Here is a 13,860-nt window from a genome sequence, read left to right as displayed (position 1 = left end):
CTCACAACTTTAAAATTGTGAGGTCTTTTTAGTTTTAAGAGCCTTTAACTCTTTTTTTTAGAAGCTCTGGATTACAACTCAAACCAATCGCTAACTCTAACATCGTTTTTAGGCACAAAGCTTTTATGTATAAACTCGTTATTAGCCTTATTATATTCATAATCTTTAGCCCATTCTTCATGATTTTCGGCTAAAGCTATTAAGCTTTCACACACATAATCCATCTCGTCACAAGTTGTCGTTGGGTGAATAGACATACGCATCCAACCCGGTTTGCGTATTAAATCTCCTAATGAAATCTGATTAACCAAACTAGTAGATTGCGCTTGATCGACATGTAATAGATAATGCCCGTAAGTTCCTGCACAACTACAACCACCACGGGTTTGAATTCCGAATTTATCATTCAGTAATTTGACCCCTAAATTAAAATGTAAATTGTCTATATAAAATGAAATCACACCTAAACGGTCTTTTTGATCGCCTGCTAATATTTTGATATTCTCAACACCGTCTAAATTAGAAAATATCTGATGCAATAATTCATGCTCCCTATCCAAGATGTTTTTGACGCCCATTTGCTCTTTAAGCTTAATAGCTAAAGCTGTTTTTATGGTTTGTAAAAATCCTGGTGTCCCACCATCTTCTCGGTCCTCAATATTATCAATATATTTATGCTCTCCCCAAGGATTGGTCCAACTGACGGTACCTCCTCCTGGACAATCAGGAATCATATTTTTGTATAACTTTTTATTAAATACTAACACTCCAGAAGTCCCTGGGCCTCCTAAAAATTTATGTGGCGAAAAGAAAATCGCGTCTAAGGCTTCTTCTTCATCCTCCGGATGCATGTTAATAGTAACATAAGGTGCTGAGCAGGCAAAATCCACAAAACAAACCCCTCCATTTTGATGCATTAACTTAGCAATTTGATGGTATGGCGTTTCAATACCCGTCACATTACTTCCTCCAATGACTGAAGCTATTTTTAACGTGCAGTCTTTATATTGCTCCAAAAGCACCTCTAAATTTTCTAAACTAAACAAGCCGTCTTCTCCAGCAGGAATCACTTCCACTTTTGCGATGGTTTCTAACCAAGAGGTATGATTAGAATGGTGCTCCATATGCGTTACAAAAACAACTGGTTTTACCTCTTCAGGAATTGTGGTGAATTTTTTAATATTCTCAGGTACTTTTAATCCTAAAATCCGTTGAAATTTATTGACAACACTAGTCATACCATTCCCCGCGACAATTAAAACATCGTCTGCATTGGTATTAACATGGCCTTTTATAATTTGCCTAGCTTTATGATATGCATTAGTCATTGCCGTACCAGACACTGTTGTTTCGGTATGTGTATTGGCTACAAATGGCCCAAATTGATTGAGTAATTTATCCTCTATTGGCCTATATAAACGTCCAGAAGCAGTCCAATCTGTGTACACCATTTTTTTTGTACCGTAAGGCGATTCAAACTCTTGATCTATACCTACAATATGTTGTCTAAATTGAGCAAAATAAGCTTCTAATTTAGATTTTTCGGTTCTTTCTGCTTTTGTAACGTACATAACTAACTGATTTACAATTTAAAAATACTAAATATTAGCGATTTGCTTGATTTCTGCAATAATTTTATCTGCTAAGCTATCGGCTTCAGATTGACGCTTTGCTTCCGTGTAAATTCTGATAATTGGCTCCGTATTACTCTTACGTAGATGTGCCCAGCTTTCAGCAAAATCTATTTTAACCCCATCAATTGTCGTTAAATTTTCGTTGCTATATTTTTCTTCCATTGCCTTTAAAATAGCATCGACGTCTAACGTTGGTGTTAATTGTATTTTCTTTTTACTCATAAAGTAACTCGTATACGTTTTACGCAATTCGCTAACACTTAATTTTCTTTCCGCTAATAAGCTTAAAAATAAAGCGACACCTACTAATGCATCACGACCGTAGTGTGACTCTGGATATATAATGCCTCCGTTACCTTCACCTCCAATAACAGCATTGTTTTTTTTCATTAAAGCCACAACATTAACCTCTCCTACCGCAGAGGCTTCATAAGTACCTCCATGCTTTTCTGTAATATCACGTAAGGCTCTAGTCGAGCTCATATTACTTACTGTATTCCCTGGGTTTTGGCTCAATATCCAATCTGCACAAGCAACAAGCGTATACTCTTCTCCAAACATCTCTCCGTTTTCATCCATAAAAGCTAATCTATCGACATCCGGGTCTACAACAATACCAAAATCAGCTTTGTGCTTCTTTACTTCGTTAGACAAATCACCTAAATGCTCTTTTAATGGTTCTGGATTGTGCGGAAAATGACCTGTTGGATCGCAATACAACTTAACCGCTTCCACGCCTAAACGTTCTAGCAACAATGGAATCGCAATTCCTCCTGTACTATTTACACCATCAACAACGACTTTAAAATTAGCGTCTTCAATGGCTTTTTGATTTACATAGTCCAAATCTAAAACCTCATCAATATGTATATCAATATAAGCATCGTTTTTAGTGATCTGCCCTAAGTCATCAACCTCTGCAAAGGTCATGGCATCAGATTCTGCAATTTCCAAAATCTTTTGTCCTTCTGCGCCATCTAAAAACTCACCTTTCGCATTCAACAATTTTAAAGCATTCCATTGTTTTGGATTATGGCTAGCAGTTAATATAATGCCACCATCCGCATGCTCCATAGGGACAGCAATCTCCACTGTAGGTGTTGTAGACAATCCTAAATCCACAACGTGAATCCCTAATCCTACTAACGTATTCATTACTAAATTTTGAATCATATCCCCAGACAATCGGGCATCACGACCAACAACAACCTTATAGTCTGTTTTGTTACGCTGTTGTTTTAACCACGTCCCATAAGCTGATGCAAATTTTACAGCATCAATTGGTGTTAAGTTTTCTCCAACGGTTCCTCCAATAGTTCCTCTAATTCCTGATATAGATTTTATAAGTGTCATTCTCTAAATTTGTTTTTAAGTTTTAAAAAATAGCTTTCGAAATATTTATAAGACAAATGTGCTATTGCAATAGTTAATATAAAGGTTAGTATATACATCAAGATTATAGTTAATCTATCATTAAATAAGTCTGCCTTTTGTAGTTTCAAAAATAAGAAAACTACAGCGTTTAATGCGATAACATGATACATATATAATCCGTAAGATATTTTTCCTAAATAATTAAGTGTTTTGTTTTTAATGTCTATTCCTAAATTATTATGTGTAATGGTGTGTATAAATAGACCAAACAGTACCATTGTTAGTAAATTAAATAGCACGCTAGATTCAAAATGAAATATAGACGTTGTAAAGTATAACAAAGTTAAAAAGACAATCGTTATAGGGATTACTTTTGATTGTTTCAAAAACTCTAATTGCTTTTTTTCTTCAAGAATAGCAATAATCCCTCCGAAAAACAGAAAGAAAAAGACCATAATATAATTACCTAAAACACTAAAGACTTCTAGATGAAACACCACAAAATATATACTGGTAAAAACAATCAAAAATTGTAATATTCTATTTTTATTAATCAAAAACAATACTGGCGCGATAACAATATAAAACTGCTCTTCAATACCAATAGACCACAATATTTCTAAAATACCGCCTGGCATATGTAATTCTGCAAATACATTGGGTAAGAAAAAAACAACCAATAAAACACCTTCCGTTAATTGGTAATTATTTTCAAAAGGGATGCCTATTTTTGGTAAAACTACCCAGTAAAATAAAAAGCCAAAAACGGTAATTAAATAATACAAAGGAAATATTCTTAACATTCGTCTGACATAAAATTTCCGAATTGAAAAAACGCCCTTTTGCTTAGCGTTGTAAATTAATTTGATAATTAAAAAACCACTTAACACAAAAAACATATAGACTGCTTCCATACCGCGATTAAAAATTGGCGCGTCTATAAAATAAGGGAGGCCTTGATTACGAGTTAATTGTGGTAAATGAAAAAACACAACAACCACCGTGAGCACAAAACGTAAAACATCTAAATTGGGTAATCGTTTCAAATAGTAAAATTTAGAGGCTAAAAATACATATATTTATAAGATGAATTTTCTAGCACACATATATCTTTCCGGAAATAATAAAAAAATAACTATTGGTAATTTTATTGCTGATGGGATTAGAGGTAATAAATACGACCATTTTGAGGACGAAATCCAAACAGGTATTCTATTACATTTACAAATTGACACCTTTACGGACGCACACCCTACAGTAAGAAAAAGCACCAAACGCTTACACGAAAACTACGGGCATTATTCGGGTATTATTGTAGACATTTTATACGATCATTATTTAGCAAAAAACTGGTCTAAATATTCTGACGAACCCTTGGCTGATTATATCGATAATTTTTATGAAACACTTGAGGATAATTTTGAAATTTTACCACAACGGATTCAAAAAATGATGCCACATATGTTGGCTGATAATTGGCTACTAAGTTATGCATCTATCGAAGGGATAGCCAAAGTATTAGAAGGCATGAATAAACGCACTAAAAATAAGTCTAAGATGAATTTAGCTGTTAACGAATTACAAGAATTTTATAATGAATTTGAAGCTGAATTCACTAGCTTTTTTGAGGACTTAATTGCTTTTTCAAACGACACTTTAGCCACTTTACAATCTAGATAAAATGAAAAAATTAATCCTAGTTACGCTTATTGCGGTTTCTTTTTACAGTTGTAAAACAGATAAAAATCGAGGTTTAATTGCAGAAAAAGCAATTGTAGTTTCTGCTCGAGAAGAAGCTTCAAAAATTGGAACCAGTATTTTAAAACAAGGCGGAAACGTTTTTGACGCTATGATTGCAACAGACTTAGCTTTAGCCGTTTGCTACCCTTATGCGGGTAATATTGGAGGCGGTGGTTTTATGGTGTATCGTTTAGAAGATGGCCGTTTTGGCGCTTTAGATTATCGTGAAAAAGCTTCAAAAGCTGCCACAAAAAACATGTATTTAGACAGTTTAGGCCATGTTATTCCTGATTTAAGTACCAAAGGCGCATTGGCAGTTGGTATCCCTGGTACAATTGCAGGTCTATTTGAAGTACATGACAAATTTGGAACACTACCCATAGAAACCATCATGCAACCTGTGATAGATTTAGCAAAGCGTGGTTTTGTAATTACAAAAAAAGACCAAGCTGTTTTAGACGAAAAACGTCAGGTGTTTTTAGAAGTAAACAAAAAACCTATCCTTTTTAGTAAGTCATGGAAGGCTAACGATACCATCAAGCAACCTAACTTAGCAAAAACATTAGAAGCCATTATGCGTAATGGTAGAGATGAATTTTATAAAGGGGAAACGGCTCAAAAACTAGCGGCTTTTATTCAAGAGAATGGTGGAATTATAAGCACTGAAGATTTAGCCAGTTACGAAGCTAAATGGAGAACACCTGTTACTTTTGAATACGATAATTTAAATATCATATCTATGTCACCGCCCTCTAGTGGTGGGATTTGTTTAGCGCAAATCATGTTACAAATTGAAGATTACAAGCTAGACGAATTTGGACATAATACCCTTAAAACGATTCAAGTGATCACGGAAGCAGAGCGTCGTGCCTACGCCGATCGAAGCTTTTATTTAGGTGATCCTGATTTTGTAACCATACCACAAGACCATTTAATAAGCGCTAATTATTTAAATGGTAGAATGGCTGATTTTAGTTTTGATAAAGCGACACCATCAACCAAAGTGTCACATGGAACAGTAGATATTATTGAAAGTAATGAAACAACACACTACTCTATTGTCGATCAATTTGGAAATGCAATAGCAGTAACAACCACTTTAAACTCAGGATATGGTTCTAAATTATACAGTCCAGAGTTAGGTTTCTTTTTTAACAACGAAATGGATGATTTTTCTAGCAAGCCAGGTATTCCTAATGTATACGGGTTAATTGGCGCTGAAGCGAATTCAATTCTACCTGAAAAACGTATGTTAAGCTCTATGACACCAACTATTGTCGAGAAAGATGATAAACTATTTATGACTTTAGGGACGCCGGGAGGATCAACAATAATCACTTCCGTCATGCAAACTATTTTAAATGTACACGAATTTGAAATGACCATGCAAGAGGCTGTTAATGCACCACGATTCCATCACCAATGGTTACCCGATACGATCAGAATGGAGCCTGACTCATTTGATCCCGAATTAATAGATCAACTGCAAGCTAAAGGTTATAATATAACGCAAGAAAATGCGGATGTTATTGGTAAAGTGGATGGTATTTTAGTTTTAGATAATGGACAATTGGAAGGTGGAGCGGACCGACGTGGAGACGATAAAGCTATTGGTTTTTGAAGCTCGAAATCGAGTTGTAGTATTTTTACTTCATTTTTTGATTAAAAAATAAAGAACACGTATCTTTGTTTAAAATAATCAATAATTTTTATAAGGATGTTTTCTTTAAAAAGGACATCTAACTCCAACCAAAAATGATAAAAAAATATTCCACAATAGCTTTTCTATTTTTTATTGTAATAAGCTCAAGTAGCGGATTTAACATAACAGAATCTTCTAACCTAAACAGTGACATAAAAACTAACCCCTTTTCTGATTACACCATGAGCCTTAGTGCTACAGGGGAAGAATGCGCAGGAAATGGGAACATCCAAATAGACATTAACGGTTCTGAAATTGGTGCTACTTTTGAGTTTTTAGTATATGATACCTCAGACTTAGCAACACCACTAAATAGCGAAACCGTTTTAGAAGGACCAATTACTTCTATTGATTTCACCACTAATATAACAACCTTAAATAGTGGTACTTATCTTATTAGAGCAACTGAAATCATTGGAAGTATTGAGACTATTATAGAACAAGAAATCACAGTACCTAATAACATTATCCCTATTGCATTTGATGCCATTCAAGAAAGTGCTTGTTTGGGTACCATAACTGTATTATTAAACTCTGGTAATGCTTTAGAATATAGAGTTAAACAAGCTGGTGCGTTAATTGAAACAATTACCCAGGCTGAAATAGATGCTGGTGCGGAAAGCATATTTACAGATTTAGCATTTGGAAACTACACTATAGAAGTAGAAGATATTTGCGGAAATGTAGTTGCCCAAGGGCTCAATTTATTAGACTTAGCACCGAATTACACCCCGCCTTATTCATATCCTATTAATATTGACCAGGATGATTGTTCAGAAACTAGCCTACTTATTAACGTCCTACAAGAATTAAGTACAGGAGGTGTTACAGTTAATCTTGACGAAAATTTCTTTCCTTTTGATGTCACGCTAACTTTTGATGACGATGCAGATGGAAATGACACAGTAATGACTGATACTTGGACCTCCCCAAGTCAAAATGGAACGTATTATAATCTTCCAACGCAAATCACGTCCTACCCTGTAACAACTCAAATAACAGATATATGTGGCACCGTTGTTTATTTAAGCACTAGAATTTTTTCAGGACCACCAAATCTATCTCTTCACAAACAAACAACACAAGAATGTGGCGGACAGCGTTTAAGATTTTCCAGTTTCAGAAACTTTGCATTTCCAATAACAATTGAAGTTGTATCGGCACCTCCAGCATTTGATATTAATAACGACCCGAATTTATATAATCCCATTTTTCCTGTTGGGTCAAATATATCAGATCCAATCACTAATGGCAACAACTTAGATTTAGGAGACTATAACTTAAGCTTCCCCGATGGGGATTACCATTTTTTAATTAAAGATAGATGTGGACGCGAATTAAATAAATATACAAGTATCGAAAATGATAGTTCTCCAAGAGAATTAAGCATAAAAACAAGAGAAGGTTGTGGTGCAGCTGGAAATTTAGAAATTAACATTGTAAAAGAAAATAGTAATGAATTATTTTCCGCAGCTAGTTTTAACAGTTTAACAATTACTGCTGCTCCAGCAAGCTACACAGGCCCTTTAGTAATAGACTTATCTACAGCTATCGTTACTAATTCTTATTACGGTGACTTTGTATATCTTTATAATTTACCTACTGGTGATTACTCTTTTTTAGCAAACACAACATGTGGCTACTCTTTAACAGGTTCAAAAACTATTAATGGGGCTATTGTTAAAAATGTTGACACTACAATTACATCTTTTTGTGGAAGTTTTAATCTTCATCTCAATGCGACATTTAATATAACTAGCCCAATATTTGTGCTTCAAAAATTTAACTCTGTAGATGGTGTTTGGGCAAATATCAATAGTGCTAATGCTGAGTTAACCAATTATGTCGATAACACTGATTTTTTCCAAGATGGTCAACCTTCTATTATATTACGTAATAATCAAAATAATTATGGTCAGTTTTTAACTAATAGTGGTTCTATTAATAACGTTACAGGATCTGGGTTATTTAGAATTTATTATTCTTACGCCACAAATAGTAATCAAGTGCGCTGTTATAATACTTTAAAAGAATTTACAATTGGTGATAATAACATTACACTTGTTGATTTTACTGTGGTCGACTGTGGAAGTGGAACTAATGACTTATTTATAGACGCCTTAGGTGTCAACTTAAGTTATGAACTTATAAGTAAAGATGGTATACCACTTAATCCAACTATAAACAATGGAAACAACCCTGTTTTTACAGATATAAGTCCAGGCTTATATGTAGTACAATTAAGTGATGATTGTGGTGCGATAACTCCTTTTGTTATTAATAGCAACAAATCACAACCAATTGTCATTAAACCCTATGACTTATGTATTGGAGAAGTTGGATCTCTTACTGTTAACACCCTATCTTTTATTGATGTTACATGGACTAAAGATGGAGACCCTAGTTTTTCTGCTTCCGGAAATGTGTTAACATTTGACACCTATTCTGTTACAGACACGGGCACATACAATGCCACACTAACCGATAGCACTAATCCGACTTCTTGTATCAATCAAACACTAAGCTATACCATTACCAATGGACCTCCCAATGCTGGTACTGGACAAACTGTAGATATAGCATTTATCGACACTACTTTAGAAAGCTTATTTGATTTTATAACAGGACCATTTGATAATTTCGGAACTTTTACAGAAACCACTACAATACCTTCAGAAACACTCGATGAGAGCTTATGGGATGCGACTGGTTTAGAAGCAGGAACTTACACTTTTGATTATACTGTAGATACTGGTTGTAATGGTATAGACAGCACAACAATTACTATAACTATACTAGAAAGCGACTTAACAGCTATAGATGATGCTGTTTTAGAAATCTGTCCATCAACTGTTTACGACGCTATCATAAACGTATTAGATAATGATACTTATGGTCAACTGCCACTAGTTCAAACAGATTTTATCGTAACCACAGAAGTCGGTGATCCCAGTAATATTATGACAATAGATTCTATGGGAAATATAGATATTGCTGAAACAAGTATTGCAGGACAAACGTATACGTTACAATACAGAATTACAGAAATAACAAATAGCGATAACTTTGATATTGCTGAAGTGTCTATAACGACTAAAACTATTACAGAATCTATATGCCCTTCATTTCCGACTAGCCAAACAACTGTTCAATGTTATGATGACATACCATCCAACACAACATTAAGTCAATCTGAATTTGAAGCACTTGGAAATGCAGATGGTGTTATAAACAATAACAGTTGCGGAATTATTCAAATACTTGCAGAAAACAGCCTAAATACAGGTAATTGTAATCAGGTTGTAACTAGAACTTATACCGTTAGAGAATACCTAGATACAAATAACAATTCTATATTTGACACTGGGGATACCGAATTTTATAACATAATCTGCACACATGAATATTTAGTAAATGACACAATAGCCCCTGTTGTAATGGGTATTATAGCCAACACAACTATAGATGGTTGTGCAGCCAGCGATGCAACGACGCCGGCCACAACAGTCGCTGGCCTAGAAGCAATAGGTTTAAGTATAACTGATGCCTGTGTTGCTGATGCTAATCTAACTGTAACTAACAGTGATACTGCTACTGGTAATTACCCAACTGTAGTAACAAGAACTTATACTATTGAAGATTTTTGTGGAAATAGCTCCACAGCGACACATACTATAACTATTGAAGATAATGAAAACCCAACTATCACATGCCCAACAACCGTAATTGTACCCGTCGATAATGATATATGCACAGCTAGCAATGTAGATTTAGGTAGTACTCCAACAGGTTTAGATAACTGTGTTATAGCAAATATAACTAATGATGCCCCAGCAATATACCCTTTAGGTGACACCATAGTAACATGGACAGCAACAGATGCAACAGGTAACACAGCCACATGTTTACAAGTTGTCACTGTACAGGATAACCAAAACCCAACTATTACCTGTCCAATAACAGTAACTACAATAGTTGATAATGGATTGTGCACCGCTAGTAATGTCAATTTAGGCATTGCCCCAACAGGCTCGGATAACTGTACTGTCGCTAATATAACTAACGATGCACCGACAATTTATCCTTTAGGTGAAACAATAGTAACTTGGACGGTAATAGATGGAACTGGTAATACTGCAACATGCTCACAAACGGTCACTGTAGAGGATAATCAAAATCCAACTATTACCTGCCCAATAGCAATAACGGTAAACGCCGATAGCGGACTATGCACAGCTAGTAACGTTAATTTGGGTACTACTCCAACGGGGTCAGATAATTGTACTATAGCAAGTATTACTAACGACGCTCCTAGTGTTTATCCTTTAGGAGACACGATTGTAACTTGGACAGCTACAGATAGCGTTGGTAATACCGCATCCTGTACGCAAATTGTGACTGTAGAAGACAACGAAAATCCGACATTCACAGTACCATCAGATATCCAAATTTTTTCAGATATTAATCAAAATTACGACGCTAGTATTGCGATTACGGGAGATGTCACTGATGAGACAGACAACTGTTCGATAGACATAGAAGCTACCTTTTTTGATACAACTATAGATGGACCTTGTCCAGGTGCTTTTATAATCACAAGAACTTGGAGCTTAATGGATACTAATGGTAATTCTGCTATTGACCAAATACAAACTATTACCGTATCAAATAGCACCATATTAGCCAATCAAAATTTAGAAACTTATAGTATTTGTGATGATAATACAGAAACCGATGGAGATGCTACAAACGATAGCGCTACTTTCGATTTAGCTTCGCAGAATTCGAATGTATTAAATGGACTAAATTCAACCGACTATACAGTAAGCTATTATCAAAATTTAGAAGACGCACAATTAGAACAAAATACTTTATCAAATCAATACGAAAACATTAATAATCCTCAAATTATTTACACACGAGTAGATGACACAGCTCCAGGGAGTGATTGTTACGCCATAGCTGAACTTACTTTAACAGTACTTCCTCTTCCTGTAATTATACTAGAAGACCAATATATTTTATGTAGAGATACTGATGGGGTTCAAATTATAGAGACTCACTTAAACCCAATTAATTACTCTTTTGAATGGTATTATAATAACACAATATTACCTGGAGAAACGGACGCATCATTAACACCTACAGATTACGGGACTTATACTGTTATTGCCACAAACAAGACAACAGCCTGTCAAAGCGAACCTGTGAGTACAACAGTCGTATTAAGCAACCCTCCAGTTATAACTGCTGTCACCACTTTAGCTTTTGCAAACCAACATGATATAACAATAACAGCGACCAATGCTGCTGCTTCCCTATCAATGATGTACGAGTTTAGTATTGACGGAATGCAATGGGTTGCAAACACCCCAAACAATAACACGTATACCTTTTTTAATGTTACTCCTGGAGAACATATTATAACCGTAAGAGATACTATTGGTTGCGGAGAAAACACCATTACTGTGATGATTATTGACTACCCTTTATTTTTTACACCAAATGGAGACGGTACCAATGATACTTGGAATATTTATTCTATAAAAGATCAACCAGATGCTATAATTTACATCTTTGATCGCTATGGTAAACTTTTAAAGCAATTAAGTCCAACGGGAGCTGGATGGGATGGTAACTACAACGGTAATCCAATGCCTACAAATGATTATTGGTTTACAATTCAATACAGAGAAATAAATACCAATGTCAATAAAACGATGAAATCGCATTTTACGCTTAAACGCTAAACAAGTAAACTGTTTTAATAAAAATGTTTAGTCTTTTTTCATAGTAACAACTAAAAACTAAGTAACAGCAATAACCTTAAATAAGTTATTGCTGTTTTAGTTTTTGGAAAAATGGTAATCAAAAAACAAACTGACAACCACGAAATGATACACTTATTCGCTTTTAATTAATACCATTTACGCTCAATTTTATTATTTAATTATTATAAATTTGTAGAATGAAATTAAAAAAAATATTAAAAATAATAGCTGGAGTAATCGTATTCTTTACACTACCAAGCTTACTATTTTTTGGCTTCGTTTATTTTAAATATAACGAAGACTTACCACTTGCAACACCCTCTAAACAAGCCGATATTTTAGCTTACAAAATGTTAATTTCACTAAATGCCGACGCCTATAAAGCGACAAACCATATCGAATGGACCTTTAGAGGTAAACACCATTATAACTGGAATAAAAAAGATAACTTAGTAGAAGTCTATTGGAAAGATAATAAAGTTGAATTAGACTTAAATAATCCATCTAACACTATCGCCTACATAAATAATTCGCAAATTGACAACGAAGATAGTACGACGTTAATACAAACAGCTATAACTTATTTTAACAACGATTCATTTTGGCTAGTAGCCCCTTACAAGGTTTTTGACCAAGGAACTACACGTAGCATTGTCAAACATAACAATAAAGACGCCTTATTGGTTACTTACACTTCTGGCGGAAGCACGCCTGGAGATTCTTACTTGTGGATTTTAGATGAAAACTATAAGCCTACGACATTTAAAATGTGGGTTGATATATTACCAATTGGAGGTTTAGAAGCCACTTGGAGCGACTGGAAAACTACTGATACTGGTGCCCAATTACCAACTCATCATAAATTATTCTTTTTTGGATTAGATATGGGAGAAGTTAAAACAAGCTTATAATAGTATAAAATAGCCTTTAGTAATAAAAATCACTTCGCTTGACTCCCTTTACCTTTTACTTTTCACCTTTTGCCTTTTGCCTTTTGCCTTTTGCCTTTTGCCTTTTGTATTATAAAAACTACTTCCCCTTCTGTCCTACAAACTGTTGTTCTTTAGATTTAAACAAGACATTAAATGTGGTCAAACTTCCGTAAATACGAGTAATATATTGTTGTAATTCTATTTTTTCTTGTTCCTCAAGATTACTAGAATTCACTTTTTGTTCCATCACTCGCAAACGGTCTCTAACCATAGTTATTTTCTTAAAAAAGTCTTCAATTTTTATCTCTTTACTTTTCAAGTTTCCATCAGCAGGCTTCAATTCTAATAGTCCACCTCTCCATTTGTCGCCAATCGGCACAATTTCCGAGACATCGCTATATTTTTTCAATATCTGGACTAAACTACTTTCAATATCAAAAAAACTAACGGTATCGACTTCGTTTTCTGAAGCTTCTATAATTTCAAAGGTATCATCTAATGCAATGATTTCTAAACCATTTTCAATAAAAGTAACCCAATATTGTTTACTATCGACGTTAGTAACGACTCCTTTCCCGTGTTCAGGGTGATTAATTCTAGAACCTACTCCTAATATTTCCATAATTACTGATTTTATAATTTCAAAAGTAATAATTATTAAGAAAATCCTAACTAACCACACTTTAAAAAGAATTACAAAAAGCGTA

At 34.5% G+C, this 13,860-nt stretch carries 8 protein-coding genes; 4 read left to right on the top strand and 4 right to left on the bottom strand.

Features of this window, described 5'->3' with window-relative positions:
• Window positions 1-71 precede the first annotated feature (71 nt).
• From E9099_RS13505 to E9099_RS13495, 3 genes are read right to left on the bottom strand one after another with little or no spacing between them, the layout of a single operon-like run.
• Window positions 72-1,571, bottom strand: a complete 1,500-nt coding sequence (locus E9099_RS13505; RefSeq protein WP_136584078.1) for an aminotransferase class V-fold PLP-dependent enzyme — start codon at window positions 1,569-1,571, stop codon at window positions 72-74.
• 27 nt (window positions 1,572-1,598) lie between these two features.
• Window positions 1,599-2,987, bottom strand: a complete 1,389-nt coding sequence (glmM, locus tag E9099_RS13500; protein ID WP_136584077.1) for a phosphoglucosamine mutase — start codon at window positions 2,985-2,987, stop codon at window positions 1,599-1,601.
• Complete coding sequence (locus tag E9099_RS13495) at window positions 2,984-4,054, bottom strand: acyltransferase family protein (RefSeq protein ID WP_168800755.1); 1,071 nt, start codon at window positions 4,052-4,054, stop codon at window positions 2,984-2,986. The genes glmM and E9099_RS13495 overlap by 4 nt, the downstream gene beginning before the upstream one ends.
• A gap of 40 nt (window positions 4,055-4,094) precedes the next feature.
• Here E9099_RS13495 and E9099_RS13490 point away from each other — a divergent pair, with 40 nt between their 5' ends.
• The 4 genes from E9099_RS13490 (at window position 4,095) to E9099_RS13475 (ending at window position 13,132) form a co-directional block, all read left to right on the top strand.
• Window positions 4,095-4,688 carry an ACP phosphodiesterase gene (locus E9099_RS13490; protein ID WP_136584075.1) on the top strand — a complete coding sequence of 198 codons (594 nt, stop codon included), beginning with the start codon at window positions 4,095-4,097 and terminating at the stop codon, window positions 4,686-4,688.
• Between the two features lies 1 nt (window position 4,689).
• Window positions 4,690-6,369 (top strand): gamma-glutamyltransferase, encoded by a 1,680-nt coding sequence (gene ggt / locus E9099_RS13485; protein WP_136584074.1) that lies wholly within the window; start codon window positions 4,690-4,692, stop codon window positions 6,367-6,369.
• A 134-nt stretch (window positions 6,370-6,503) separates the two neighbouring features.
• A complete protein-coding gene (locus E9099_RS13480; protein ID WP_136584073.1) occupies window positions 6,504-12,200 on the top strand; it encodes a T9SS type B sorting domain-containing protein in 5,697 nt (1,898 codons plus the stop codon).
• 218 nt (window positions 12,201-12,418) lie between these two features.
• On the top strand, window positions 12,419-13,132 hold the full coding sequence (locus tag E9099_RS13475) for a hypothetical protein (protein ID WP_136584072.1): 714 nt from the start codon (window positions 12,419-12,421) through the stop codon (window positions 13,130-13,132).
• A gap of 118 nt (window positions 13,133-13,250) precedes the next feature.
• On the opposite strand, the gene E9099_RS13470 is transcribed toward E9099_RS13475, so the two are convergent.
• A complete protein-coding gene (locus tag E9099_RS13470; protein ID WP_136584071.1) occupies window positions 13,251-13,775 on the bottom strand; it encodes a hypothetical protein in 525 nt (174 codons plus the stop codon).
• Between the last annotated feature and the right edge of the window lie 85 nt (window positions 13,776-13,860).

Origin of the sequence: Psychroserpens sp. NJDZ02 (assembly GCF_004843725.1) — a bacterium.
Taxonomy (GTDB): Bacteria; Bacteroidota; Bacteroidia; order Flavobacteriales; family Flavobacteriaceae; genus Olleya.
The sequence above is the reverse complement of the archived record's forward strand: the minus strand, read 5'-3'. Positions and strand labels throughout refer to the sequence as shown.

What these genes read in the sequence shown, in the direction of transcription:
- ggt (WP_136584074.1), top strand. Translation starts at nt 4,690, where the DNA reads ATGAAAAAATTAATCCTAGTTACGCTTATTGCGGTTTCTTTTTACAGT.
- E9099_RS13490 (WP_136584075.1), top strand. Translation starts at nt 4,095, where the DNA reads ATGAATTTTCTAGCACACATATATCTTTCCGGAAATAATAAAAAAATA.
- E9099_RS13475 (WP_136584072.1), top strand. Translation starts at nt 12,419, where the DNA reads ATGAAATTAAAAAAAATATTAAAAATAATAGCTGGAGTAATCGTATTC.
- E9099_RS13505 (WP_136584078.1), bottom strand. Translation starts at nt 1,571, where the DNA reads ATGTACGTTACAAAAGCAGAAAGAACCGAAAAATCTAAATTAGAAGCT.
- E9099_RS13470 (WP_136584071.1), bottom strand. Translation starts at nt 13,775, where the DNA reads ATGGAAATATTAGGAGTAGGTTCTAGAATTAATCACCCTGAACACGGG.
- E9099_RS13480 (WP_136584073.1), top strand. Translation starts at nt 6,504, where the DNA reads ATGATAAAAAAATATTCCACAATAGCTTTTCTATTTTTTATTGTAATA.
- glmM (WP_136584077.1), bottom strand. Translation starts at nt 2,987, where the DNA reads ATGACACTTATAAAATCTATATCAGGAATTAGAGGAACTATTGGAGGA.